Genomic DNA, 24,755 nt, shown 5'->3' on the forward strand with positions numbered 1-24,755 from the left:
CTGTAAGCCCGCTCATACTCTGTGCGCTACAGCAGCGAAAGTATCGCAATAAGTTAACAACGAAACATTAAATGAATTATAAACAGCACACTATCAAGGCTCCGGTAACTGTATCGGGCATTGGATTGCATACGGGCGTTGTATCGAATATGACCTTTAAGCCCGCCCCTGCAAACCATGGCTACAAGTTTCAGCGCATTGACCTCGAAGGTCAGCCGACTGTGAACGTAGACGTGGACAATGTGGTGGACCTTTCACGTGGCACTACCATCGAGCAAAATGGCGCTCGTGTGAACACAGTGGAGCATACGCTGGCAGCGCTGGTAGGCCTGCAGATTGACAATGTGCTGATAGAACTTGATGGCCCGGAACCTCCGATCATGGACGGCTCTTCCATTGAATTCGTAAAGGCGCTTCTTTCAGTGGGTGTTCAGGAGCAGAATGCCCTGCGCAACTACTTCGAAATAACTGAAGGGGTAAGCTACAAAGACGACAGCCGTGGTGTAGAGATCGCCGCCCTGCCGCTTGACGATTACCGCCTGACCGTAATGGTGGACTATAATTCGCCTGTACTGGGCAGCCAGCACGCCTCTATTACGGACATGAGCCAATTTGAAGAAGAGATTGCGCCTTGCCGCACCTTCTGTTTCCTGCACGAACTGGAGGCGCTTTACAAGCAAAACCTGATCAAAGGCGGCGACCTGGATAATGCCATTGTGATCGTGGATCGCGTGGTAGAAGACGGTGAGCTGTCCTACCTGGCAGACTTGCTGGGCAAGAAAAAAGTAACCGTGGAAGAGGAGGGCATTCTGAACAACACAGAACTCCGCTTCAAGAACGAGATGGCCCGCCACAAGCTGTTGGACCTGATGGGTGACCTTGCCCTGATCGGTCGTCCAATAAAGGGACAGATCCTGGCCGCAAGACCGGGACACGCCGCCAACATTGCTTTTGCACGCCGTGTAAAGAAACTGATACAGGAAGCTTCTATCAAAACCGTACCAACCTACGACCCGAAGAAGCCACCGGTAATGGATATCAACCAGATCTCGGCCACCTTGCCGCACCGTTACCCCTTCCTGCTTATCGATAAGATCATCCACCTAGACGAAACTACGGTAACGGGCGTTAAGAACGTGACCATGAACGAGCCATTCTTCCAGGGCCACTTCCCCGGCAACCCCGTGCTGCCAGGTGTGATCCAGATAGAGGCAATGGCTCAGACAGGCGGCATCCTGGTGCTAAACACCGTGGAGAATCCGGAAGACTACTGGACTTATTTCCTGGGTATAGACCGTTGCCGCTTTAAGCGCAAGGTGATTCCGGGCGATACCATAATATTTAAATGTGAATTGCTTGCCCCTGTAAAGCGGGGTATTGCCAAGATGTCTGGTCAGGCCTTCGTGGGCGGCCAACTGGTAATGGAGGCAGAGATGTCGGCAAGTATAGTAAAGAAAGACGCATGAATCAGCCGTTAGCATACATCCACCCAGAGGCTAAAATTGCCCAGAATGTGGTCGTAGAGCCTTTTTCCACTATTTACAAAAACGTAGAGATCGGAGAAGGCACCTGGATTGGTCCCAATGTGACCATCATGGAAGGCGCCCGCATTGGCAAGAATTGCAAAATATACCCTGGTGCCGTTATTTCTTCGGTGCCCCAGGACCTGAAGTTCGCCGGCGAAGATACCATTGCCATCATCGGTGACAACACGGTTATCAGAGAGTGCGTGACGGTGAGCCGTGGCACCATCGATAAGATGAAGACCGTGATTGGCAGCAACTGCCTGATCATGTCCTACGCGCATATTGCACACGACTGCATCGTGGGCAACAATTGCATTGTGGTGAACGCCGTGCAGATGGCTGGTCACGTGGAGATGGGCGATTACGCTATCATCGGTGGCTCGAGCGCTGTGCACCAGTTCGTAAAGATCGGAGCGCATGCCATGGTTTCGGGCGGTTCACTGGTTCGCAAAGACGTGCCTCCTTTTGTAAAGGCAGCACGTGAGCCGCTAACCTATGCCGGTATCAACTCTATCGGCCTGCGTCGCAGAGGCTTTAACAGCGAACAGATTAACGAGGTGCAGCAAATCTACCGCATCCTGTTCATGAGCGGCAACAATACCACAGAGGCACTGGACAAGATTGAACTGGAGATGGCCCCTAGCCGTGAACGCGACGAAATCATCAATTTTGTTCGTAACTCCGGTCGCGGTATTATTAAGAGTTATTTCTCTAAAGATGCAAATTAACCTAAGCAACTTAGGTAAACGCTACAATTACGAGTGGATTTTCCGGAACCTGACCTATACCCTGGAGTCAGGCACCTCTTATGCCATACTAGGGCATAACGGGTCCGGTAAATCCACTCTTCTTACTGTTATAGCCGGTCACAACCTGCACTCCGAAGGCGAGATCACCTACCTGCTGGATGGGAAGGCGGTAGCCCCGGACAAAGCTTATCGTGAGCTCTCACTTACAGCTCCTTACCTGGAGTTGGTAGAAGAGTTGACGCTTCTTGAAATGATTGCCTTCCATACCCGCTTTAAGCCGCTGCGCAACAACCTTTCGCACGAAGAACTGGTAGAGCGTATGGGTCTGCAGAAATCACGCAACAAGTATGTGAAGGACTTCTCATCAGGTATGAAGCAGCGCCTGAAACTGGGACTGGCCATTTACTCTGACACCAAGCTTTTAGTACTCGACGAGCCTACCACCAATCTTGATCAGGAAGGCGTGAGCTGGTACCAGGAGCACGTGGCAGCGAACAAGGAAGGAAGGCTGATCATCGTGGGCTCCAACATTGTGCACGAGTACAGTTTCTGCGACCAGCACCTTTATATAACAGACTATCATGCTCCAGCCAGGCAGCCGAAACCAGCGAGGCAGTAGCACCGCTGAAGGTATAGGTATAGCCAAGCTGGTAAATAGTGCAAGGTTTTTCAGGTAGCTCTACCAATTTACAGTTAAGCTCCCTAAATTTGTAAGACATAATACTTAGCCAGATACCATGGGAAGAGCATTTGAATTTAGAAAAGCCCGTAAGTTCAAGCGTTGGGACAAGATGTCGAAGGCCTTTACACGCCTCGGCAAAGAGATCGTAATGGCAGTGAAGGAAGCTGGTCCTAACCCGGAAACCAACTCCCGCCTGCGCACGGCCATCAATAACGCCAAAGGTGTGAACATGCCGAAAGACCGTGTAGAAGCGGCCATTAAGCGTGCCTCATCCAAAGAAGAAAAAGATTACGAAGAAGTAGTATACGAGGGCTACGGTCCGCACGGTATCGCCATTCTGGTAGAAACGGCAACTGATAACCTCAATCGTACCATTGCCAACATGCGTGTATACTTCTCACGTGCAGGTGGTGCTGTGGGCAAAACGGGTTCCCTGGACTTTATCTTCACCCGCAAAGGTATTTTTAAGATTGCCGCTGAGGGCCTTGATATCGAGGAACTGGAGCTGGAACTGATCGACGCCGGTGCAGAAGATATTTACGAGCACGAAGGCGAGATCATTGTGGAGACAGCCTTCACGGATTTTGGCGCCATGCAGAAAGCATTGGAAGAGAAAGGCTTGAATGTGATCAGTGCTGAACTGCAACGCGTACCGAATACCCGCATGGAACTGACCGACGAGCAAGCCGAGGAGATTGAAAACCTGGTGGAGAAGATTGAAGAGGATGACGACGTGCAGGCGGTTTACCACAACATGGCATAACCCCTCGCTGCGCTTTAAAGTATAGTGGAAGGCTGTCTGTCGTTGTATAGACAGCCTTTCTTTTTGTGATACTGCTACCTGCCTATGCTATTATACATACTATTCGCACTTGGTTTCGTGTTTTTGATTAAAGGGGCTGACATGCTGGTGTCAGGTGCCTCGTCTGTAGCCAAGCGCTTTAATATTTCGGACATGGTTGTCGGCTTGACGATTGTTTCGTTTGGCACCTCTCTCCCGGAACTGATCATTAACATCATGTCTAGTATGCAGGGGCAGTCAGAGCTGGCGATAGGCAATGTGTTTGGTAGTAATGTGGCTAATCTGCTGTTGATCATCGGGGTCACGGCCATCATTTGCCCACTGCCCATTCAGCGCAATACCATCCTCACTGAAATTCCTTTTTCCCTCATTGCCACTTTACTGGTAGGTTTTCTGGCCAATGCGGTGCTGTTTGGAGACAAAACCTCCCTCTTCATAAGCAGAGTCGATGGCGGCATCCTGCTCTTCTTCTTTGTGCTCTTTATGGCTTATATCTACAACATTGCCAAAACCAACAAGGATGAAGTGATTGAGGAAGACGATGAGCCGATGATGAGTATACCGAAGTCGGTGCTGTACATGGTGCTTGGTGGCGTGGGTTTATTCTTAGGAGGGAAGTGGGTAGTGGACGGTGCCGTTTCCATTGCACAGTCATTTGGCCTGAGCGAATCCTTTATTGGCTTGACTATCGTAGCGATAGGCACGTCCCTTCCTGAGCTCGTTACTTCCGCCATGGCCGCCTTCCGCAGAAACATCGACATCGCGATCGGTAACGTGATTGGCTCCAACATCTTCAACCTACTCTGGATCCTAGGTATAAGCGCCGTTATCAACCCGCTTCCTTTCAATGTAGTAAGTAACTCCGATATCATGGTGATGATCTTTGCCAGTACGCTGCTGGTGGTGGTTATACCTATTGGCAAAAAGAACACGATCGACCGGTGGAACGGTATTTTCTTTTTAGCTATCTACGTTGCCTACATTGTGTTTCTGATACAGAGGGGGTAAGGGAGTTAAAGAGTAACTTCCAAACTATCCAACTCTTACTTCTCAAACTCCTAGTAGTTCCAAGGGTATAGTTCCGGTTCCTTGGCGCCACGGGTTTTCATATGGAGCGGGTGCACACCTTCCGTCTCATCGAAGTAAAGGAAAGCATCGTAGCGATCAGGTATAAGAGTAGGCACATAGTTGCCGAGGTGTTCCACTTTAGGGTCATAGACCACGCCGATGGCACGGTGCGGGATGCGGCGCTGCAGCTCCGGCACTTCTTTTAGATCCTTCGAAAGAATGATTTTATCATCGGTGCTCATTTCGTGCAGCATGTGTTCCCAGCTTCCCTCTTTCGCAGGCGGCACGTCCATTTTTTGCATCGGCGCTCCCCAGGATCGGCTGGCAATCACGTTACCCTGGTATGTTCCGAAGCCTACTAGTTTCACCCGATCACGGCCATACCTTTCGCGGGCCAGCTGCCCGATGTTAAACATGCCGTCATCCGCCATATCGGTGTATTGGGCATCGCCGATGTGCGTGTTATGCTCCCAAACGATGGCTTTGGCATTTGGCCCGTGAAATTCCAGCAAACGGTCCAGCGTCTCCATCATGTGTGAGTCGCGCACGTTCCAGGAGCCAACTCCTCCCCGGATCATCGCTCGGTAATATTTTTCGGCATTCACCGCCACCAACGCATTTTGAGTAGTATTGAACTCGTGTTCCGGATCGTCCGGGTATACGACGCGCTTTGCTACTTGCTCCAACATCTGAATCACTTCATTTTCACAGTCGGTAGGCACAAAGGCTGTTGCCTGTGCATAGGTCTGCGGATCGCGGTGAAAGGGTTCGAAGCATTGTACGGCGACTCGCGCAGCCTCTGCGGCTTTGCCATCATGTTGCTCCATATATTTAAGCACCTGATCCAGAGATTCCCATAAACTGTACACATCCAGCCCATAGAACCCTATTTTATGCTGTGCATTGCGGATGTGGTTGAAGTCCCGGATCCACTCGACCAATGCGGCCACTTCCCAGTTCGCCCACATCCAGGTAGGCCAGCGTCGGTATACGCCCAGCACATCCGCTATCTTGCGGCCCGAGTTCTGGTAGCCCTTCACAAAGCGGTTCACGGTATAGCACTCCGGCCAATCACCCTCCACGGCTATGAAAGTAAAGCCCTTGTCTTCGATAAGCCGCTTTGAAATAGCCGTACGCCAGGTATAGTATTCAGAAGTACCGTGCGATGCCTCTCCCAGCATCACTACCCTGGCGCCACCAATTTCTTCTATAAGCTCGTCAAGGTCCTTCTCTTTGGTGATAGGGCTGTATTTGAAGCGTTTGTTTTCCATAGGTATCAGGGGGCTATTATAAGCGTAGCTAACTCATACTTAAAATTTTGTGTATTGTACTTTCAATCTGGTTTTAATGTTTTGCAAAAAAGAAAGCCCGCCGTACCAAACGATACAGCGGGCTTTCTGAAGCGGTATAACAGGTATAGCTTAGGACTGATTTTCTTTGGCAAACACCCTGCGCAGCAACTCAGTCGTGCGGGCGATCGGGTTCTCGCGTATGTTCGCTTCTTCCTGTGCAATCAGCAGGAACAGTCCGTCCATAGCTTTCTGTGTGGCGTACTCGTCCAGGTTCGGGTTTACCTTCTGCACCAATGGAATCTGGTTATACTGGGTAACAAGGTCGGTATAGTAGCGGGTAGCATTGGTCTTTTCCAGTGATTGCTGAATCACAGGCATGAAGGCAGCCTGCAACTGGCTAGAAGTCGTGCGCTTGAGATACTGTGTGGCTGCGTCTTTGTCGCCTTTCAGGATGCCCCATGCATCGGCAATGGACATCTGTTTGATGGCGTTCACGAAGATCGGCACAGCACTCTTTGCCGCGTCTTCAGCTCCCCGGTTCAGGGTCATCACGAAGCGATCCACCTCTTTGCCCAGTCCCACCTGACGAAGCGTGTTCTCAACCTTTTGCACATCCGGTGGAAAAGGTATACGAATCAGGGAGTTCTTGTAATAACCGTCTATTTGTGAGGCTTGGTTCGAGCCTTTGGTAATGCCTACTTCCAGCGCCTGCTTCAAGCCGGAAGCCACTTCTTCGCGGGTAACGGCACCACCGGTTCCGGCCATTACGCCATCTACGGTTCGTTGAATGTCGGCCACTGTACAGGCTGAGGCACCCAGGGTGAGGGCTACGAGTGAGGTGTAGAGTAATTTTTTCATGGATTGTGCTTTTTGTTTGTCAGGCTATACCTGCGCATTGGCTAAAATTACGGAAAATAATGCTTGTCCTGCGCCAAATCGCCCGAACATCTTTAACTTGAATGAGTTTTACTTGGCAACGCACAAATCAGACCAAAATTAATTTTATGAAAGCGGTATATGCAGAAATTATTACGGTAGGTGACGAGATCCTGTACGGGCAGATAGTGGACACCAACTCTGCTTGGATGGGAACGGAGCTCACCAAAATAGGGATACGGGTGAAGCAGATTACCTCTGTTTCAGACGAAGCAAGCCACATCGTGCAGGCACTGGACGATGCCCGCAGCCGCGCTGAGATCATCCTGATCACCGGTGGCCTCGGTCCCACCAAGGACGACATCACTAAAAACGTGCTGGCCGACTACTTCCACACCGAACTCAAACTGGACGAGCAATCGCTGGCTGATGTGACAGAGCTGTTCAAAAGCCGGGGTTATGCTCTCACGGAGCTGAACAGGCAGCAGGCTTTTTTGCCGGCTTCATGCACTCCGGTGCGTAATGTGCTGGGCACCGCACCAGGTATGTGGTTCGAGGACAAAGGCAAAGTGTTTGTGTCGATGCCTGGGGTGCCGTTTGAGATGAAGCGCATGATGGAGGACACGGTGCTGCCACAATTCAAGGCTTATTTCAAAACCCCGCACATCATCCATAAGGTCATCCAGACAGTAGGTATACCCGAGTCAATGCTGGCTGAGAAGTTGGAAGACTGGGAAACAAGCTTATCCCCGCATATCCGGCTGGCCTATCTGCCCCACCTCGGCGGCGTGCGTCTGCGCCTGACTGGCACTGGCGACAATGCTGAACTACTGGAAACTGAGCTGGAAACGGAAGTAAGCAAACTATCGGCTCTTGTACCCAAACACATTTTTGCCTATGGTGAAGTGCCTCTTGAAGAAGCTTTAGGCTCTTTGCTGAAAGAACGGGGTCTGACTATCGCCGCCGCCGAAAGCTGCACCGGCGGTTATCTGGCGCACCGCATCACGAGTGTGCCTGGCAGTTCTGCTTATTTTATGGGCAGTGTGGTGGCTTACGACAACAGCGTGAAAATGCAGCTGCTCGGTGTGAAGTCCGAAACCCTGCAACAGCATGGTGCTGTGAGCGAAGCCACTGTACTGGAGATGGCCCAAAACGTGCGCCAGAAGCTCAATACCGACATTGGAGTAGCCACCAGTGGTATAGCCGGGCCCGACGGCGGCACAGCCGAAAAGCCCGTCGGCACGATCTGGATTGCCTATGCCGACCAGCACGGCGCCAAAGCAAAACTTTTGCAATACAACAAAAACCGTCAGCTCAATATTGAGTATACTGCCTTGGCTGTGCTCAACCTCGTACGCCAAAGTTTGAATATAGCGGTTGAGGAATAGGCTAAAATCATTAACTTTGTTTGCAAATTCGGGTCGCCAGGTATAGCGTGGCTTTGCTGTTCTGTGTCTTTCGGCCCAAAAAACTGTCCCTTAATAGAACAACGAATAAATAAAATATGGCACTTGTAGAAATGGTTATGCCCAAAATGGGCGAGAGTATCATGGAAGGTACCGTTCTGAAATGGCTCAAAAACGTGGGTGACTCCATCGAGCAAGACGAATCGGTGCTGGAAGTAGCTACAGACAAAGTGGATACGGAAGTACCTGCCATCCAGGGCGGCGTGCTGAAGGAGATACTGGTACAGGAAGGTGATGTGGTAGCCGTAGGCGCCCCAATTGCCATCATTTCTACCAACGGCGAAGATACTGCCGCTCCTGCTGCTCCGGCCGCTGCTGAAGCACCAGTTGCTGCACCAGCTGCTCAGGCAATTGCGCAGCCTGCAGCCGCTTCTTCTGACGCTGCTGTAGCCAAACTCGACCAGCCAGCTTCTGGCCGTTTCTACTCTCCGCTTGTGCTTAATATTGCCCGCGAAGAAGGCATCTCGATGCAGGAACTGGAGTACGTTCCAGGTACCGGCAAAGAAGGCCGTGTGTCTAAAAAAGACATCCTGACATACGTAGAGAGCCGCAAAAACGCACCGCAGCAAGCTGCCGCTCCACAAGCCCAGCCCCAAGCACAAGCTCCTGCCGCAGCTCCACAACAGCAGGCCGCTTCGGCACCGGCTGCTCAGCCACAGGCTCAAGCCGCTCCTGCCGCCTCCAAGCCAGCTGCTTCTTACAGCGGCAACGTGGAGATCATCGAAATGGACCGTATGCGCAAAATGATTGCCGACCGCATGTTGGACAGCAAGCGCGTATCGCCACACGTGACTTCTTTCGTAGAGGCCGACGTGACCAACATCGTGAACTGGAGAAACAAGTGGAAGAACGACTATAAGAAGCGCGAAGGCGAGAACCTGACCTTCACCCCGATCTTCATCGACGCGATTGCCAAAGCGATTAAAGACTTCCCGATGATCAACGTGTCTGTGGACGGTGGCAACATTATCCGCCACAAAGACATCAACATCGGTATGGCTGTGGCTCTGCCAAGCGGTAACCTGATCGTGCCGAACATAAAGAACGCCGACCAACTCAACCTGAACGGCCTGACGAAGAAAGTAAACGACCTCGCCAACCGTGGCCGTATGAACAAGCTGACGCCAGACGACCTGGCAGGCGGCACTTATACCGTGTCAAATGTAGGCTCTTTTGGCAACGTGATGGGCACCCCAATCATCATGCAGCCGCAAGTGGCCATTATGGCCGTAGGCGCTATCAAGAAGAAGCCTGCCGTAATCGAGACGCCAGAGGGCGACCTGATCGGCATCCGTCACTTCATGTTCCTGTCGCACTCCTACGACCACCGCGTAGTAGACGGTTCACTGGGTGGCATGTTCGTGCGCCGTGTGGCTGATTACCTCGAGAACTTCGATGTGAACCAGACGATCTAATACGTATCACGACAAAGGAGCTTCTTTGACAAAGGACAGAAGACTTCCGATATAAACAGAAAGCCTGCCTCAGAAATTGGGGCGGGCTTTTTTGTGGGTATAGCATTAAACATACCTTTTTACTAATATTGATACATCTGTTTTATCCCGCTTCCGTTTATGTGGAAGTATAAACCATTTCCAAAACTATGAGAGTTGCCATTGCCTGGATTCTGGCTGCCATTTTTCTTTTTGCAGCTGTTTATTTCTACTGGAAGAAAAATGACGCGGAAAGCCGCTTGCGCATAGCCGACAACAAATTAGCTGAAACCGGTCAGCAACTGGAGCAGGAAGAAGCTGAAGCGGATTCGCTGGAAGACATGATGCTGCCGCCTGATACCATGAGTGTAGTTCCTCCGAGCGGTGTGGAGTTTGTGGACGAAATGGGCAGCCTGAGTGAAAGCGACATCCAGAAGCTGCGTAAAAAAGGCCTGCGCAACCCCGAAGTAGACCTGATGAACGACCTGAGCCGCAAGCAAGGTCAGCTTATACCTAAAGAAGGCGTAGTAGGCGGCACGATGACCATTCGCGACAGCCGCATCCTGAACGACCGCTATGCCATGGCTTATTATGAAGACGGGCACATTGGCGGTTACATGATCTTACGCTACGAAGTAAACAACGGAAATATCACGTGGCGTGTAGTGGATAGCTCGGCATTGTAGCCTTCTGCACGATATTTGAGTATAGGAAAACAGGTATAAACCCAAAGCACTATGACGCCACTTACGCTCCTGTTTCCTATACTCTTTTCTTTGATCTTCAGTCAGGACAGCAATTTGCAGTTGAGCCAGGACCTTAGCAAAGATGCCAGGATTCTTGCCAACACCTCCGTCTTCATCAGCGACAATGCTACGCTGAGCCCCTCCATGCGGACCGTCGAAAGCGACCTGGAACTGTTCTATGTCATGGCAAGTATCAACCTTTCGCAAAGCAAATACAGCGCCCGGCAGCAAGGTAAGCACCATGTGCAGACCTGGCGTTTCAGCGAGGGTAACATCAAAGCCATACACCAGATCGAAACCACCATAGCACTTGACACAGTCGTAACGCAACGCTATCTGGAAGACAGAGCCCCTACCCAACAGCGCATCCAAAACAATTTCAAGTTTCGTACCTACGCTGTTTCTACCGCAGATGCACTGATCAAACTCTACTATCTCACGGAGGATGAGCAAGGCTTACTCGAATATAAAATCGATGACCGCCACGTGGAACTTATGTACCCGAAGAAAAAACTGGGACTGAGTGATATCATGCCGAAAGTAAAGGATGAATTGGATCAGTTAGTGGTAGGGTTGAGTAAGGAGTAAACAACAGCGGCCGTTCCCTCACGAGAACGGCCGCTGCCATATTTATCAAAGCTTATACCTTAAAGTGAGGCCAGGCTCTGCTCAATGGCGTGAATCTTGGCTTCGGCATCGGCTTGCTTCTTGCGCTCGTTGGCGATTACCGCTTCCGGGGCACCGCTTACGAAACGCTCGTTGCTCAACTTCTTCACAACTGAGTTGAGGAAGCCTCTGGTGTACTCCAGCTCCTTCTGCAGACGTTCCCGCTCAGCTTCCACGTCAATATTGCCCTCCATTGGGATGAAGAACTCGTCGCCAGCCTCTACGAAGCTGATGGCGCCTTCTACGTTCTCCTGCACGAGCGAAATTTCGTTTATGTTCGCCAGCTTGCGGATGATGCTGATGAAGTCCTCGTAGCCATCCTGGTTCATCACTTTAATGGCCAGATCAAGCGACTTGTTAGGCGATATGTTCTTCGAGTTGCGGATGTTGCGGATAGCAGCCACGATTTTAAGCACGCTCTCCATTTTCTCGTTGAGCTGTTTATCAAACTTGTCCTGCTTCGGCCAGGCAGAAACGATCAGGTATTCCTTCTCTTTACGCTCTTTCAGGTCGTGCCAGATCTCCTCTGTAATAAACGGCATAAACGGATGCAGCACTTTCAGCACCTTCTCCAGGTATACAATGGTTGTATCCAGCGTCTGCTTGTCGATCGGCTGCTGGTAGGCAGGCTTGATCATTTCGAGGTAGCTCGAGCAGAAGTCGTCCCATACCAGTTTGTAAACCGCCAGCAGGGCGTCCGAAATACGGAACTTCGTGAAGTGATCCTCGATCTGTACGAATGCCTCGTTGAAGCGGGAGTCGAACCAAGCCATGGCCGTTTCGTTCGGGCATGGCAGGCTCTCGTCTACTTCCCACCCTTTGATCAAACGGTATGCGTTCCAGATTTTGTTGCTGAAGTTACGTCCCTGCTCCACTAGTTTCTCATCGAACAGCAGGTCATTGCCAGCTGGTGAGCTGAACAACATACCGGCACGTACACCATCAGCGCCGTACTGGTCGATCAGGTCGAGCGGATCTGGCGAGTTGCCTAACTGCTTCGACATCTTACGACCCTGCGTATCACGCACGATACCGGTCAGGTATACATTGCGGAACGGCGGCTCATTGCGGAACTCAAATCCGGCCATGATCATACGGGCTACCCAGAAGAAGAGAATCTCCGGAGCTGTTACCAGATCGTTGGTCGGATAGTAGTAGAGGATGTCCTTGTTATCCGGATCTTTAAATCCGTCGAACACCGAGATTGGCCACAGCCAGGAAGAGAACCAGGTATCCAGCACGTCCTCGTCCTGACGCAGGTCTTCAGCTTGCAGGTTGTCGTTGCCGCTCTGCTTGCGTGCCAGTTCAAGCGCCTCTTCAGCTGAAGTTGCCACTACAAACGAGCCATCCGGCAGGTAGTAAGCAGGGATCTGCTGTCCCCACCACAGTTGACGTGAAATACACCAGTCGTGTACGTTCTCCATCCAGGAGCGGTACATGTTCTTGAACTTCGGCGGGTGCAGACGAATCTCATCATTCATCACAGCATCGAGGGCCGGCTTGGCCATTTTGTCCATTTTGCACCACCACTGCATCGACAAGCGCGGCTCAATTACAGCACCTGTACGCTCAGAAGTCTGCAGTACGCTCGCATACTCTTCTATCTTCACCAGCAAACCAGCTTCCTGCAGGTCCTTTACGATGTTGCGACGGGCCGCGAAACGGTCCTGCCCCACGTATAGCTGCGCCTTTTCGTTCAGCGTACCGTCATCATTCAGGATGTCGATGGTCGGCAGCTGGTGCTTCTGGCCCAGTTCGTAGTCGTTCAGATCATGCGCAGGAGTTACCTTCAAGGCACCCGTACCGAACTCAATCGACACGTACTCATCCAGAATCACCGGAATCTCTTTTCCCAGCAAAGGAATATGCACAGACTTGCCGTGCAGGTGGGTATAGCGCTCGTCATTTGGGTTCACAGCCACGGCCACGTCTGCCATGATCGTTTCAGGACGTGAAGTCGCCACGGTGATATAGGTTGGCTCTGCAGCACCTACTACTTCATAGTTCAGGTGGTACATCTTGGCCATGGTGTCTTTCGGAACCACCTCTTCGTCAGAAAGAGCGGTTTTACCCTGTGGGTCCCAATTTACCATGCGCACACCGCGGTAGATCTGGCCTTTGCGGTACAGGTCCACAAACACTTCGATTACGGCCGCGCTCATGTCGTCTTCCATTGTGAAGCGGGTACGGTCCCAGTCGCAGGAGGCGCCCAGTTTTTTCAGCTGCTCCAGAATGATGCCGCCGTATTTCTCTTTCCACTCCCAAGCATACTTCAGAAACTCCTCGCGGGTCAGGTCTGCTTTATTAATGCCTTTTTCCTTGAGCATAGCCACCACTTTAGCCTCAGTGGCGATAGATGCGTGGTCAGTGCCCGGTACCCAGCAAGCCTCCTTGCCCTTCATGCGCGCACGACGAATCAGCACATCCTGAATCGTGTTATTGAGCATGTGGCCCATATGTAATACGCCCGTTACGTTTGGCGGCGGAATCACGATGGTGTAAGGTTCCTTTTTCGGGTTAGGTGTAGAACGGAAGAAGCCGCGCTGCATCCAGCTGCTGTACCACTTCTCTTCTACTTCTCTGGGATTATATTTTGTTGAAATCGACATCGTAAACTAGTTTTTTCTGCTATTAGCGCTAAAAGGCAAAATTAGCGATTTTACGTTAATTGTTGATTGCTAATTGTGGATTGTTGTGTGCTATACCTGATTTTGCCGATTTAAACCTTTTATGACTTTTCGGCCATCGGGATAAATCTAAAAGATTCCTACCACTTCAAGAATCCAGGTTCCTCACGAAAGTTCGCAATGACAGTGATATACTTTAATTCTTATATAACAACATATGAGGCTTTCTCCACACCCTACTCAACCCGGATATCATACCTTGTCAGTAAACCAATCAGACCACTTTGTGAGAACTTTGCCTTCTTGATGTTATTGACTTCGGGATCGATCGTGTAGTTGTAGGCTGTGACCAGATCAGCTTCGTTAAGGTTAGTTCGCTCAAACATGGCACCCGCTAAATCTGCGTTATCAAACCTGGCCTTGGTTAAATTGGCTTGCTCGAATACCGCATTTTTGAGAGAGCAATCGATAAAGTGGGTCTTGGGCATTTTTCGGCGCAGAAAAGAGGTATAGTCCATCAGGCAACTCTCAAAACCAACCGTAAACAGAAACTCCTCGCACTCGTTGAAGTTGATGCCTGTGAGCTTGCACTCTTTGAACGTGACGTTGTTCAGCGTTGAGTTGCTCAGCTTCAGCATGGCCAGGTTACAGCCTATAAACTGGCAGTCAGTAAAGCGATTGTTGGAGAAATCACTGTTAGAGAAATCGCAGTTTTTGAACACACAGTCCTCGAACTCACGCCCTTTGATGGCTTTGCCTGGGTATGTGATTTTTTCGAACGTTTTATCCTGATGTAGTTGCTCTTCCATAGGTATAGCTTGTAAAGATGAAATAAAAAAACCTGCCGTGAAAGACAGGTTTTTTGTGCTGTTGGTGTTGGCTATACCTAGCTGGCCTGGTGCAGCCAGTCTTTTTTCGCCAATAGCTCTTCTTCTGTCTCGCGGTAGTCTGGGTCGTCGACGCAGCAGTCCACCGGGCAGACAGCGGCACACTGAGGTTCCTCGTGGAAGCCCATGCACTCTGTACACTTATCTGATACAATGTAATAGAACTCGTCCGAAATAGGAGGCTGTGCCGCATCGCCGGGGATGATTTCACCACCATCGATCTCTACTTCTTTGAGCTCCGTGCCACCGCCCCAGGTCCATTCCGCTCCGCCTTCGTATATGGCAGTGTTCGGACATTCTGGTTCGCAGGCGCCACAGTTTATACATTCATCAGTGATCATTATCGCCATAATCGTATCTCCTGTATATTTTTAGTACTTTTGTATCGCTTTATTTACCGAACAAAATTAGGAACATTAAGTATCCGTATCAAATAAATTTTAACACAGCGGTTTGCCATGACATTAGAGAACAGAATCGAAGCTTTCGTGAAGTTGGGGAAGCAACTGCAGGATATGACGCCTGATGAGCGCAAGGCCCTGTCTTTTGTTGCACAAGCTAAAAACCCTTGGTTCGACGAGGCCAGCGTTTCTGCCGCTCTTCAGGGTGTAATCACCCTGCTCAATGAGCAATACCTCCGTGAATGGCTTTACCCTTACCACCTCAAACAGGTTACACCGAAAAAGGTTGGCGTCGTCATGGCCGGCAATATTCCGATGGTCGGTTTCCACGATTTTATGTCGGTGCTGCTGAGCGGGCACTTCCTGCTGGCTAAGCTGAGTTCGGATGACGATGTGCTAATGCGCCGCCTCGCCAGCATGCTGGTAGGTATAGAACCTGCTTTTGCCAACCAGTTCGAGTTCGTGGACATGCTCAAGGAAGCTGATGCTATTATTGCGACTGGCTCCGATAATACGGCCCGCTACTTTGAATACTATTTTGCCAAGCGCCCGCACATCATCCGGAAGAACCGCACCAGCATCGGCGTGCTGACAGGCTACGAAGAGACCGAAGAGCTACATGCCCTGGGCAACGATATTTTCCAGTACTATGGGCTGGGCTGCCGCAACGTCTCCAAGGTATACGTACCGGTAGGCTATACCTTCGACAAACTGTACGAAGCTAATGAGCACCATAAAACCATTCTGGACCACCACAAGTACCAGAACAACTACGACTATAACAAGTCGATTTTGTTGGTTAACCGCGTACCGCACTTCGACAACGGTTTCCTATTGATTCAGCCTAGCGAGAACTTGGTATCGCCTATCTCGGTGCTGTTTTACGAGACTTTCACGTCCCTGCCTGACCTGCGCCACAAACTGGCTGCCGTAAAGGATAAAACCCAATGCGTGGTATCTGCCCACGGCTGGTTAGAGGGTTCTATACCGTTCGGTGATGCCCAGTGCCCGATGCCGTGGGATTATGCTGATGGTGTTGATACGATGGCGTTTTTACAGAAGCTGTAGGTATAGCATTAAGCTATTAAAATCGCCTCCTTCCTAGAACCAAAATATTAGTGTGGCATGTTTTGTGGTTATACACCTGCCAACACTAAAATTTTACGACTATGAAGAGGACCGAGAAGAGAGCCAGTCTGATTGAGAAGGAGCGAATCCCGATGCTCCACTTTAGCACTGAGGATGTGCTGAAAGACCCCGATGCCCGTAGCATACGCAACTACGAGGCCAACCGCGCCACTATTTTGGGCAATGCCTATCGCAACAAAGCCATTATTACGTTCTGCACCGAGGATGGCGATGTAAAGAAAGTAGAAACCACCGTTTGGTGCTACGACGATAAGTTTGTGCTTTTGAAATCAGGAACGTTTCTGCCGCTAAAATCCATCCTTAAGATTGAGAACAGCTAATGGTACAAAAACTTACTCACCTGACTTACTGTTATACCTGTAACCCTAGTCCAGCAAAAGCATGACAGCCCGCACACGAAGTTAATACTCCGTTGCGGGCTGTTTAATTGTACTGCTTTTTAGTTATCTTAAATCCTTTCTAGCACCTTCACAATCAGGCTGTCAATCACTTCTTCGGCATTCGTAGCGAACTCCTGCGAAATGCGGTTAGCCACGATGGCGTTGAGCGATAACATTTCGTGGCCCAACAGACGGCCCATGGCATAATAGCCGGCCGTCTCCATTTCGAAGTTGGTGATACGGAAGTCGCATACCTTGAAATCCTGGTAGACCTTCAGCAGGTCAGGATTGCGCAATCCGCCACGCAGCACGCGTCCCTGCGGGGCGTAGAAGCCCGGGCAAGTTAGCGTGTTTCCAGGAATCATATCAAATGCAATTTTCTCGATCAGGCTTTTGGAGCCATTTACGCAGTATGGACGGAAACCCACACCTAATTGCTCCTGCAGCGCTTTGGTAATGCTTTGCTCATTTTCGTCCTGCTCCAGCGGGTAGAATTCCATCAGCGAGTCCAGGCCAATACCATGATGAGACGCCAGGTGACTACCCAGCGGGATATCAGACTGCAACGAACCAGAAGTGCCGATGCGAACGATCTTCAACGAGATCTTCTCCTCATTCGGCTCACGTGACTGAAAATCGATGTTCACCAGTGCATCCAGTTCATTCATCAGAATATCGATGTTATCCGTTCCCATACCTGTCGAGATGACCGTAATACGCTTACCCTTATAGTAACCAGTATGCGTTACAAACTCCCGTTTGGTAATCTGCACCTCTATCTCGTCAAAATACTTACTCACCATAGACACACGATCAGGGTCACCAACCGTAATGATGGTATCTGAAATATGTTCTGGCTGCAGGTTTAGGTGATAAATAGTGCCGTTCTTATTGATGATCAGTTCTGATTCTGGAATTGCCATAGGATTGGTTACGTTAGAAACAAAGAAAAGCGTGGCTGTAGGGCGCACGCTTTTCTGAGCTTTAGAGAATACTTATTTAGATACGATAGAAGTCTTGCGACGGTTGAATCCTTTTAATGGATTGTAGCCATTCAGGTTCTTCTGGTAGTAGCCTGTGCCGTCGTACGGACGCTTTTCCGGGTGCTCTCTGCACTCCGTGGAGCAGGCGCCTTCCAGTTCCCAGCCACACTTTTCGCAGATCGGCACGTGCAGGTTGCACACTGGGTTAGCGCAGTTCACCATGCGGTCTTCTACAGTACCACATACGTGGCATTTGGAGATCACCGTAGGGTTCACAGAGTTCACATCCACCGCTACACGGTTGTCGAACACATAGCATTTGCCCTCAAAATCTTCACCGCCGGCCTCTTTGCCGTACTTGATGATACCGCCATGCAGTTGGTATACATCTTCAAAACCTTGCTCCAGTAAGAAGGCACTGGCTTTTTCGCACTTGATGCCGCCTGTGCAGTAGGTCAGGATTTTCTTGCCTTTCAACTCTTCTTTCAAGGCATCGATCTTCTCCGGAAACTCACGGAAGTTCTCGATATCCAGGGTAACGGCGTTTTTGAAACGGCCCACGCTGTACTCGTAATCCGAGCGCATGTCCATCACTACCACGTCGTCGCGGTCTTTCATCTCCTTGAACTCTTTTGGCTCCAAGTGTATACCTGTGCGCACGTTCGGGTCGATGTGTAACAGACCAGAGTGCACGATCTCAGCTTTGGTGCGCACGTGCAACTTGGCAAATGCGTGCTTGTCTGACTCGTCTACCTTAAAGTCCACCTTAGCGAAGCGTGGGTCGGCTTTCACGATCTCCATATACTTGTCGCAGTCTTCTTTCAGACCAGACACGGTGCCGTTGAGGCCCTCTTTGGAAATGATGATACGGCCGAGCAGATTCAGCTCCAGGCAAAGTAAATGGTGCTCCTCCCGGAACCCCTCAGGATCTGCTATCGGTGTGTAGCAGTAGTACAGTAGTATGCTGTATGGCTTGTTCATAACTGCTTAGTTTCAGCTAAGTGTTAAAATTGATTATTTATTGTCTGAATCTTTATATAGGACCCCTACCCCAAGGATTTTCAGGAAAGATTAACAGGATTATACTTCCCAATTACTCCATCACGAATTCACTCATTCAAAGATTTAAAAGCAAAGGTAAAACCTGCTGCTATACCTAAAAATGACCTATGTCAGTTTTGCAACAGCAGATGCCGGCAAAAAAGTTTACTTAACCGGCGCAGCTGGGTTGCCGAACACGGTGGCTTTGGCAGGCACGTTGGCTACTACTACAGAACCCGCACCTACACGGGCATTCTTGCCGATTTTCACACCTGACACGATCACCGCGCCTGTACCAATGAAGGCACCGTCTTCTATTATTACTTCAGAGTTAATCACTGCACCTGCACCGATTTGCACATTGTCACCGATCTCGGCTTTGGTATCAACCAGCGCACGCGACTCGATCACATTGTAGTTGCCTACTTTGGCATTGTTATTCACGATGGCTCCAGCCCCGATCATGTTGCCATGGCCCAGCCAGGCAAATTCTGATACTGCGCTGAATTTATGGATGGCGTTGACAGGTACTACCTTGTACTCATCTTTGAGCATTTTGATGAGACCTTTGCGGGCGGCGGAATCCTCTACGGCCACAAACACGTCGCATTTTTTGCCGATCAGTTTCAGGAACTCGCTGTCTTCTGTGCTGCTCATCACCGACACGTTATTGAGTTCCTGCTGCTGCAGGTCCTTGCTGTCGTCGAGGAAGCAATACACGACCACATTGTTGCTGTTGAATATATCGAGAGCTGCCGTACCCAGTTTTTGGGCACCAAGTATAATTACCGGATTTTGCATAGCCTATTTCAAATAAGGTGCAAAGGTACGAAGATTAGTGCTAATCTGCAGCGATTTGTGCAGGCTCGTCTTCTTCATGCTGCGGCTGACGAACAGGCAGCAGGTAGCGGAGCAGCTCGCTATTGGTTTTACAGAGCAGCAGCAGGTATACAACAAAGGGCAGCACGACTACTCTATACCTGTTGAGTGTGCCCAGATTCGGCATACTGTACGCCAGCAATACGCCCATCACAAATACATAAACGAGCACCGCCGTGAGCAGGTAGCCATAGCGCCACTTTACACGTCCCGACTCAAACAGGTCGCGCAGGAAGCCGAAGGCCAGCACTAGCAACAGGGTATTTTCCAGAGCCGCTGCAAAGGTGCGCACATTGTACACCTCCCAGATAAAAGGTCGGAACAGCATCCCGATAAATGCCAATTGTGAGTGCAGCGCAAAACTCAGGTAGGTCGGCTCCAGGAAAGGAAAGTCGATGCGGGGTTTGCCCTGCGAGGCCAGCAAACTGACCTGGTAATTTCCATAAACCACATCCGGCAGGCCTTCCAGGTTCAGATTCGGATTCAGCTGCGTACCCAGCCAGGCTATACCTGAGAATAGCACCAGCAACGCAAGACCTTTCAGCAGCCAGTGGATATGCGCCAGTTTTGGGCTATAAAAAATCAGCTTTAAGAGTAAAGCTAAAGCCACCGTCAACGCAAGGGCCACCGCCACAAAGTATTTCACAAGCCAGATCAGGTATAAGCCCAGCGCCGCCAGCAACAGGTATAGCACGGGCTTGCGCTCCAGCTTCCCGAACAGCAGGTATAGCGTGCTGCCCAGCAGCAGCCCCATCCCACCCATCAACACGCTTTCTTTCAGCACCCCTGACGACCAGTACACGACCGAAGGGAAAACCAGAAAAGCCACTACGGCAGGTATAGCTGTTGTTGAAAAATACCGGGCCAGCGCATTTACAAAAAACCACAACCCGGCAAAACTGAACAGAGACAGGTAGATCGAACTGAGATAGTAATTGTCATTGGTCAGCAGCATGGGCACGCTAAGCAGCCGGGGCATGTTCCAGGCGCTTTCATAGAACGGCTTTTGCAGCCCCTGTAGCGGTGTGCCACTTGGGTCATTAAAGAAGAGATAATGCAGATAACTGCCTACCCCTTGCTCATGCGCCAGGTCAGTCATCATAAGGGCACGCTTGTAATAGAGCTGCGTATCGCCTTTGTCGAATACATAAAAACTCAATACCCCAATCAGCAGTCCGCAGGCAAGCTTGAGTAGCAGCGTCGGGAAAAAGTATGGACGCAATCCGGTGTTCCAGTTCTGTTTCCAGAGCCACCAAACTAGCCCAGCCAGCACCAGCAGGTTCAGGCCGTAAATCAGTATACTCACGTAGTTGGTAGATTTTGCTTCATAATCTTGTTGCCAATGGCGCAGCGCAGGCAGTTGACTGGCTGGCAGTAGCGTTTGTAGAGTCCGAGGGCAGCCTGGTTATCAGCGGCGGAAGCAGCTTTCCAGCCCAGCTCCTCATACTGCCGTGTGATACGGTTGCTGGCTTCTTTCACCTTTTCAAGTAAGTCCACGGCCTTGTCGAGGTGCTCCAACTGGTCGGTATACATGGCATAGGCTGCTAACAAGGGTGCTGCCACATTGATGGTCAAATTCTGCGCACTCGATTTGCCCAGCTGCACCTGCACCGCCTTCGACTCTGCCCCAAAGGTATAATGTTTTTGCCAATAAGCTGATACCGGCGCCTGCCACAGTGCATCGTAGTTCCTGACGCCCTCGGTTCGGATGATCGTGGAAAACAGACTTTTGTATTTATGAAGCAGTGCAGCGAGTTGCGCCAATCGCACGGTCGGGAAATTGGCAGGCCGCATGCGCAGGAAGTTCCAGTGGTGCCGCTGCATCGCCTGCTCATGCAGGTTATACTTACGGCTCAGGTAGGTATGTTCTTTGGCAAGTTTGGTGCTGTATTCGTATGTTGGTTCCTCCAAAAAACCAGCTTGCCCGAACAGCAGTGCCTCCAGTTGGAACAAGTCGTGCTGATGCTTGCGCACCACCTGCATCGGCAGTGCCCGGGCCAGCCGCTCAAAAGGATCCTGATTGATCTTAAAGCCAAAGGCCTTGCACAGCACCTGAAAAGCGGTGGCTTCCCAGTCATTGCCAAGCTGATGGTATACCTGCAGCACCTCCTCCCCTTTTAGCTCCAGTCGCTCTGTAAGGGCACGCCCCAGCATCATGGTTTTGGTGATGTCAGGCACCTGTGGCCAAAAGCCGGCGCAAGGTATAGCAAAGGGTGCCCGCCGCAGTTGCTCATAGGTTTGCAGCAGGGCAGTATTTACGCGGTCTTTCAGTTCGAGCGTAGGTATAAAAGTGCCATCAGTACGTTTTACCGCCTCGTCAGCTTCCCATACCACATGCAGCACCACCTGGTTATACTTGAAGTCGAGTTGGTGCTGGTGCCGTCGCCAGTCGGAGCCACGCAGGTGAATCTCCACACTCCCCGACCACTCCACCTCTCCTACTCTAATGATGGCCTCTTTGAAATCCGGCCCTGCATCCGTGTTGTACATTCCCACCCGCAGCACCTGCACTGGCTCCCCCTCCACCGTGTATAAATCCGTTTTTCCGAAATACTGATGTTGCCAGATGTAGTGCAGGAACTCTTCTTTCATGTGTCTTGGTTGTGAGTTGGGAATAGTTTACGAGTGAAGAGTTTGGGAGTTAACTCCTAAACTTTCCTATCTTTGCCCCCTTAAAATTAAACGATTATGATTTCAGTTGACGCGGTGAGCGTGGAGTTCAATGGTGCGGCCCTTTTCAGCAATGTTTCTTTCAACATCAACGAAAACGACCGCATCGCCCTGATGGGAAAAAACGGTGCAGGCAAATCTACGCTGCTCAAAATTATAGCGGGCGCCAGCAAGCCCACCCGTGGCAAGGTGTCGGCGCCGAAGGATGCCGTAATCGCCTACTTGCCGCAGCACCTGCTCACCGATGACAACTGTACCGTGTTCGAAGAAGCGTCTAAGGCATTCGCCAAAGTGCTCGACATGAAAAAGCAGATGGACGAGCTCAACGCACAACTGGAAACCCGCACCGACTACGACTCCGATGAGTATTACAAGATCATCGAGCAGGTATCGGAGCTAGGTGAAAAGTACTATTCCATCGAGGAGATTAACTTCGACGCCGAGGTAGAGCAAACACTAAAAGGCTTGGGCTTCTCCCGCGAAGACTTCACGCGTTCTACCAACGAGTTCAGCGGCGGCTGGCGCATGCGTATCGAGCTGGCCAAGATCCTGCTTCAAAAGCCAGACCTGATCCTGCTGGACGAACCGACCAACCACCTCGACATTGAGTCCATCCAGTGGCTCGAGGATTTCCTGGTAAACAATGCCAAGGCTGTAATCGTGATCTCACACGACAAGACCTTCGTGGACAACATCACCAACCGCACCATCGAAGTGACGATGGGCCGCATCTACGATTATAAAGTTACCTACAGCCAATACCTACAACTGCGCAAAGAGCGCCGCGAGCAACAACAGAAGCAATTCGACGACCAGCAGAAAGAGATTGCCGATATCCAAACTTTCATTGATCGCTTCAAGGGTACTTATTCTAAGACACTGCAGGTACAGTCGCGCGTGAAGATGCTCGAGAAGATGGAGATTGTGGAAGTAGACGAAGTGGACACCTCTGCTTTGAATGTTAAATTCCCGCCGGCACCGCGCTCTGGAAATTACCCTGTTATTGTGGAGGAACTGACCAAAAAGTACGGTGACCATACCGTATTCAAAGACGCTTCCATGACCATCAACCGTGGTGAGAAAGTGGCATTTGTGGGCAAGAACGGTGAGGGTAAGTCGACGATGGTGAAAGCCATTATGGGTGAGATCGATTTTGAAGGCAAGCTGCAACTAGGTCATAACTGCATGATCGGTTACTTTGCCCAAAATCAGGCTGCCCTGCTCGATGGCGAACTGACCATTTTCCAAACCATCGACGAGATTGCCGTAGGCGATGCCCGTACCCGTGTGAAGGACCTCTTGGGTGCCTTCATGTTCAGCGGCGACACCATCGAGAAGAAGGTGAAAGTGCTGTCAGGTGGCGAGAAAACGCGATTAGCAATGATCAAGCTGTTGTTACAGCCGGTAAATCTGCTCATCCTTGACGAACCGACCAACCACCTCGACATCAAGACCAAAGACATTCTGAAAGACGCGCTCAAGGCTTTCGAAGGTACCATCATTCTGGTATCGCACGACCGTGACTTCCTCGACGGATTGGCAGATAAAGTATTTGAGTTTGGCAACAAGCGTGTGCGTGAGCACTTCGAAGACATCAATGGCTTCCTAAGAAATAAGAAAATGGAGAACTTGCGGGAGATAGAACGCACCGTAGCAAAATAACAAAAGGCCCCTGTGATGGGGCCTTTTTTATTAGTAGCTATACCTGAAGCATTTAAAGATACAGCTCAGAAAGACATGGATTGCTATCTTGTAACAGCAGCCTGGATGTAAGGTCTAGTACAGGCGCTTCTCGTAGCTTTCTTTAAGTACCGTTTTGATGTGCTCTTCGCTATAGTCAGGCTTTTTAATATGATCTGCCAGGATAGCGGCAGGACGGGGCAGGGTTTCCTGCGCAGGCCACTGCTCGGGCTGCCAAAGACTTGACCGCTTAAATGCTTTTGCGCAATGGATGTAGCATTCCTCTACCTCCACCCCTATACCTACAACGGGCACTTTGCCTTGCGCCGCAAGTTGCGTCAGGATGATTTCGTCTTTAATGATACAAGCCTTGCCATTTACACGAAGCGTTTCTTCCAGACCCGGAATAATGAAGATCAGGCCAACCTTTGGGTTCTCCAGAATATTCCGAAGCGTGTCGCATCGTTTGTTGCCGGGCCGCTCAGGTATAACCAGTCGCTTCTCGTCCAAGGCCAGCACAAAGCCAGCCGCATCACCCCTAGGAGACACATCGCAGTTACCTGCTGCGTCACTTGTACTTACAAACAGCATAGATGCCTTCGATATAAAGTCACGGCAATGTGAATCTAAGTAGTCTATCGACTTGTTGTTGACCAAATCGCTCGGTGTACCCAGCAAAGCCTGTAAATCTTCTACCGTACTGATGATCTCTGAAAACTGATTGCTCATGCTATTGTCTTCTTATCTATACC

The 24,755-nt window shown here is 50.5% G+C and carries 23 protein-coding genes; 12 read left to right on the forward strand and 11 right to left on the reverse strand.

The annotated features are described in order from the left end of the window. Nucleotides 1-71 precede the first annotated feature (71 nt). The 5 genes from BW972_RS00375 (at nucleotide 72) to BW972_RS00395 (ending at nucleotide 4,767) form a co-directional block, all read left to right on the forward strand. Nucleotides 72-1,466 (forward strand): bifunctional UDP-3-O-[3-hydroxymyristoyl] N-acetylglucosamine deacetylase/3-hydroxyacyl-ACP dehydratase, encoded by a 1,395-nt coding sequence (locus tag BW972_RS00375; protein ID WP_076420335.1) that lies wholly within the window; start codon nucleotides 72-74, stop codon nucleotides 1,464-1,466. Next, nucleotides 1,463-2,254: an acyl-ACP--UDP-N-acetylglucosamine O-acyltransferase gene (gene lpxA, locus BW972_RS00380; RefSeq protein ID WP_076420337.1), complete on the forward strand. Its 792-nt coding sequence runs from the start codon at nucleotides 1,463-1,465 to the stop codon at nucleotides 2,252-2,254. Before BW972_RS00375 ends, lpxA begins: the two co-directional genes overlap by 4 nt. Further along, complete coding sequence (locus BW972_RS00385) at nucleotides 2,244-2,894, forward strand: ABC transporter ATP-binding protein (RefSeq protein WP_007655897.1); 651 nt, start codon at nucleotides 2,244-2,246, stop codon at nucleotides 2,892-2,894. Before lpxA ends, BW972_RS00385 begins: the two co-directional genes overlap by 11 nt. A 118-nt stretch (nucleotides 2,895-3,012) precedes the next feature. Next, on the forward strand, nucleotides 3,013-3,720 hold the full coding sequence (locus tag BW972_RS00390) for a YebC/PmpR family DNA-binding transcriptional regulator (protein WP_007655898.1): 708 nt from the start codon (nucleotides 3,013-3,015) through the stop codon (nucleotides 3,718-3,720). Nucleotides 3,721-3,804: 84 nt separating this feature from the next. Then, the gene (locus tag BW972_RS00395; protein ID WP_040574074.1) at nucleotides 3,805-4,767 is read left to right on the forward strand and encodes a calcium/sodium antiporter; all 963 of its coding nucleotides are present in this window, start codon (nucleotides 3,805-3,807) and stop codon (nucleotides 4,765-4,767) included. Nucleotides 4,768-4,817: 50 nt separating this feature from the next. On the opposite strand, the gene BW972_RS00400 is transcribed toward BW972_RS00395, so the two are convergent. Next, complete coding sequence (locus BW972_RS00400; protein ID WP_076420339.1) at nucleotides 4,818-6,098, reverse strand: erythromycin esterase family protein; 1,281 nt, start codon at nucleotides 6,096-6,098, stop codon at nucleotides 4,818-4,820. Between the two features lie 150 nt (nucleotides 6,099-6,248). Next, the gene (locus BW972_RS00405) at nucleotides 6,249-6,977 is read right to left on the reverse strand and encodes a DUF4197 domain-containing protein (RefSeq protein ID WP_007655901.1); all 729 of its coding nucleotides are present in this window, start codon (nucleotides 6,975-6,977) and stop codon (nucleotides 6,249-6,251) included. Between the two features lie 146 nt (nucleotides 6,978-7,123). Between BW972_RS00405 and BW972_RS00410 the strand changes: the two genes are divergently transcribed. The 4 genes from BW972_RS00410 (at nucleotide 7,124) to BW972_RS00425 (ending at nucleotide 11,228) form a co-directional block, all read left to right on the forward strand. Continuing rightward, the gene (locus BW972_RS00410; protein ID WP_076421444.1) at nucleotides 7,124-8,383 is read left to right on the forward strand and encodes a competence/damage-inducible protein A; all 1,260 of its coding nucleotides are present in this window, start codon (nucleotides 7,124-7,126) and stop codon (nucleotides 8,381-8,383) included. A 116-nt stretch (nucleotides 8,384-8,499) separates the two neighbouring features. Then, on the forward strand, nucleotides 8,500-9,876 hold the full coding sequence (locus tag BW972_RS00415) for a dihydrolipoamide acetyltransferase family protein (protein ID WP_076420341.1): 1,377 nt from the start codon (nucleotides 8,500-8,502) through the stop codon (nucleotides 9,874-9,876). 188 nt (nucleotides 9,877-10,064) lie between these two features. After that, nucleotides 10,065-10,580, forward strand: coding sequence for a hypothetical protein (locus BW972_RS00420; protein WP_007652589.1), 516 nt, complete (start codon nucleotides 10,065-10,067; stop codon nucleotides 10,578-10,580). Between the two features lie 51 nt (nucleotides 10,581-10,631). Further along, nucleotides 10,632-11,228, forward strand: a complete 597-nt coding sequence (locus tag BW972_RS00425) for a hypothetical protein (RefSeq protein ID WP_007652587.1) — start codon at nucleotides 10,632-10,634, stop codon at nucleotides 11,226-11,228. Nucleotides 11,229-11,287: 59 nt separating this feature from the next. Here BW972_RS00425 and BW972_RS00430 read toward each other — a convergent pair whose 3' ends face one another. From BW972_RS00430 to BW972_RS00440, 3 genes are all read right to left on the reverse strand, one after another. Continuing rightward, nucleotides 11,288-13,915 carry a valine--tRNA ligase gene (locus BW972_RS00430; RefSeq protein ID WP_076420342.1) on the reverse strand — a complete coding sequence of 876 codons (2,628 nt, stop codon included), beginning with the start codon at nucleotides 13,913-13,915 and terminating at the stop codon, nucleotides 11,288-11,290. Nucleotides 13,916-14,169: 254 nt separating this feature from the next. Next, nucleotides 14,170-14,742 (reverse strand): pentapeptide repeat-containing protein, encoded by a 573-nt coding sequence (locus BW972_RS00435; protein ID WP_076420344.1) that lies wholly within the window; start codon nucleotides 14,740-14,742, stop codon nucleotides 14,170-14,172. Between the two features lie 77 nt (nucleotides 14,743-14,819). Then, nucleotides 14,820-15,170 (reverse strand): 4Fe-4S dicluster domain-containing protein, encoded by a 351-nt coding sequence (locus BW972_RS00440; RefSeq protein WP_007652581.1) that lies wholly within the window; start codon nucleotides 15,168-15,170, stop codon nucleotides 14,820-14,822. 108 nt (nucleotides 15,171-15,278) lie between these two features. Between BW972_RS00440 and BW972_RS00445 the strand changes: the two genes are divergently transcribed. Both BW972_RS00445 and BW972_RS00450 read left to right on the forward strand, forming a co-directional pair. After that, nucleotides 15,279-16,289, forward strand: coding sequence for an acyl-CoA reductase (locus BW972_RS00445; protein ID WP_076420346.1), 1,011 nt, complete (start codon nucleotides 15,279-15,281; stop codon nucleotides 16,287-16,289). Between the two features lie 101 nt (nucleotides 16,290-16,390). Next, complete coding sequence (locus BW972_RS00450) at nucleotides 16,391-16,690, forward strand: hypothetical protein (RefSeq protein WP_076420349.1); 300 nt, start codon at nucleotides 16,391-16,393, stop codon at nucleotides 16,688-16,690. Between the two features lie 128 nt (nucleotides 16,691-16,818). Here the strand turns inward: BW972_RS00450 and BW972_RS00455 are convergent, their stop codons facing one another. The 5 genes from BW972_RS00455 to BW972_RS00475 form a co-directional block, all read right to left on the reverse strand. Then, nucleotides 16,819-17,673 carry a nucleoside phosphorylase gene (locus tag BW972_RS00455; protein WP_076421445.1) on the reverse strand — a complete coding sequence of 285 codons (855 nt, stop codon included), beginning with the start codon at nucleotides 17,671-17,673 and terminating at the stop codon, nucleotides 16,819-16,821. 72 nt (nucleotides 17,674-17,745) lie between these two features. Then, nucleotides 17,746-18,714 (reverse strand): oxygen-dependent tRNA uridine(34) hydroxylase TrhO, encoded by a 969-nt coding sequence (gene trhO, locus BW972_RS00460; protein WP_076420352.1) that lies wholly within the window; start codon nucleotides 18,712-18,714, stop codon nucleotides 17,746-17,748. Between the two features lie 225 nt (nucleotides 18,715-18,939). Next, nucleotides 18,940-19,575 (reverse strand): NeuD/PglB/VioB family sugar acetyltransferase, encoded by a 636-nt coding sequence (locus BW972_RS00465; RefSeq protein WP_007652573.1) that lies wholly within the window; start codon nucleotides 19,573-19,575, stop codon nucleotides 18,940-18,942. A gap of 40 nt (nucleotides 19,576-19,615) precedes the next feature. Then, a complete protein-coding gene (locus BW972_RS00470; RefSeq protein WP_076420354.1) occupies nucleotides 19,616-20,959 on the reverse strand; it encodes a hypothetical protein in 1,344 nt (447 codons plus the stop codon). Next, nucleotides 20,956-22,245 (reverse strand): DUF2851 family protein, encoded by a 1,290-nt coding sequence (locus BW972_RS00475; protein ID WP_076420356.1) that lies wholly within the window; start codon nucleotides 22,243-22,245, stop codon nucleotides 20,956-20,958. The genes BW972_RS00470 and BW972_RS00475 overlap by 4 nt, the downstream gene beginning before the upstream one ends. Nucleotides 22,246-22,341: 96 nt before the next feature. Here BW972_RS00475 and BW972_RS00480 point away from each other — a divergent pair, with 96 nt between their 5' ends. Then, entirely contained in the window at nucleotides 22,342-23,985 is a 1,644-nt protein-coding gene (locus tag BW972_RS00480) for an ABC-F family ATP-binding cassette domain-containing protein (protein ID WP_076420359.1), read from the forward strand. 114 nt (nucleotides 23,986-24,099) lie between these two features. Here BW972_RS00480 and BW972_RS00485 read toward each other — a convergent pair whose 3' ends face one another. Then, the gene (locus BW972_RS00485; RefSeq protein WP_007658128.1) at nucleotides 24,100-24,732 is read right to left on the reverse strand and encodes a pyridoxamine 5'-phosphate oxidase family protein; all 633 of its coding nucleotides are present in this window, start codon (nucleotides 24,730-24,732) and stop codon (nucleotides 24,100-24,102) included. Between the last annotated feature and the right edge of the window lie 23 nt (nucleotides 24,733-24,755).

The sequence above is a fragment of the Pontibacter lucknowensis genome, from assembly GCF_900156415.1.
Taxonomy (GTDB): domain Bacteria; phylum Bacteroidota; class Bacteroidia; order Cytophagales; family Hymenobacteraceae; genus Pontibacter; species Pontibacter lucknowensis.

What these genes read in the sequence shown, in the direction of transcription:
- BW972_RS00375 (WP_076420335.1), top strand. Translation starts at nt 72, where the DNA reads ATGAATTATAAACAGCACACTATCAAGGCTCCGGTAACTGTATCGGGC.
- lpxA (WP_076420337.1), top strand. Translation starts at nt 1,463, where the DNA reads ATGAATCAGCCGTTAGCATACATCCACCCAGAGGCTAAAATTGCCCAG.
- BW972_RS00385 (WP_007655897.1), top strand. Translation starts at nt 2,244, where the DNA reads ATGCAAATTAACCTAAGCAACTTAGGTAAACGCTACAATTACGAGTGG.
- BW972_RS00390 (WP_007655898.1), top strand. Translation starts at nt 3,013, where the DNA reads ATGGGAAGAGCATTTGAATTTAGAAAAGCCCGTAAGTTCAAGCGTTGG.
- BW972_RS00395 (WP_040574074.1), top strand. Translation starts at nt 3,805, where the DNA reads ATGCTATTATACATACTATTCGCACTTGGTTTCGTGTTTTTGATTAAA.
- BW972_RS00400 (WP_076420339.1), bottom strand. Translation starts at nt 6,098, where the DNA reads ATGGAAAACAAACGCTTCAAATACAGCCCTATCACCAAAGAGAAGGAC.
- BW972_RS00405 (WP_007655901.1), bottom strand. Translation starts at nt 6,977, where the DNA reads ATGAAAAAATTACTCTACACCTCACTCGTAGCCCTCACCCTGGGTGCC.
- BW972_RS00410 (WP_076421444.1), top strand. Translation starts at nt 7,124, where the DNA reads ATGAAAGCGGTATATGCAGAAATTATTACGGTAGGTGACGAGATCCTG.
- BW972_RS00415 (WP_076420341.1), top strand. Translation starts at nt 8,500, where the DNA reads ATGGCACTTGTAGAAATGGTTATGCCCAAAATGGGCGAGAGTATCATG.
- BW972_RS00420 (WP_007652589.1), top strand. Translation starts at nt 10,065, where the DNA reads ATGAGAGTTGCCATTGCCTGGATTCTGGCTGCCATTTTTCTTTTTGCA.
- BW972_RS00425 (WP_007652587.1), top strand. Translation starts at nt 10,632, where the DNA reads ATGACGCCACTTACGCTCCTGTTTCCTATACTCTTTTCTTTGATCTTC.
- BW972_RS00430 (WP_076420342.1), bottom strand. Translation starts at nt 13,915, where the DNA reads ATGTCGATTTCAACAAAATATAATCCCAGAGAAGTAGAAGAGAAGTGG.
- BW972_RS00435 (WP_076420344.1), bottom strand. Translation starts at nt 14,742, where the DNA reads ATGGAAGAGCAACTACATCAGGATAAAACGTTCGAAAAAATCACATAC.
- BW972_RS00440 (WP_007652581.1), bottom strand. Translation starts at nt 15,170, where the DNA reads ATGGCGATAATGATCACTGATGAATGTATAAACTGTGGCGCCTGCGAA.
- BW972_RS00445 (WP_076420346.1), top strand. Translation starts at nt 15,279, where the DNA reads ATGACATTAGAGAACAGAATCGAAGCTTTCGTGAAGTTGGGGAAGCAA.
- BW972_RS00450 (WP_076420349.1), top strand. Translation starts at nt 16,391, where the DNA reads ATGAAGAGGACCGAGAAGAGAGCCAGTCTGATTGAGAAGGAGCGAATC.
- BW972_RS00455 (WP_076421445.1), bottom strand. Translation starts at nt 17,673, where the DNA reads ATGGCAATTCCAGAATCAGAACTGATCATCAATAAGAACGGCACTATT.
- trhO (WP_076420352.1), bottom strand. Translation starts at nt 18,714, where the DNA reads ATGAACAAGCCATACAGCATACTACTGTACTACTGCTACACACCGATA.
- BW972_RS00465 (WP_007652573.1), bottom strand. Translation starts at nt 19,575, where the DNA reads ATGCAAAATCCGGTAATTATACTTGGTGCCCAAAAACTGGGTACGGCA.
- BW972_RS00475 (WP_076420356.1), bottom strand. Translation starts at nt 22,245, where the DNA reads ATGAAAGAAGAGTTCCTGCACTACATCTGGCAACATCAGTATTTCGGA.
- BW972_RS00480 (WP_076420359.1), top strand. Translation starts at nt 22,342, where the DNA reads ATGATTTCAGTTGACGCGGTGAGCGTGGAGTTCAATGGTGCGGCCCTT.
- BW972_RS00485 (WP_007658128.1), bottom strand. Translation starts at nt 24,732, where the DNA reads ATGAGCAATCAGTTTTCAGAGATCATCAGTACGGTAGAAGATTTACAG.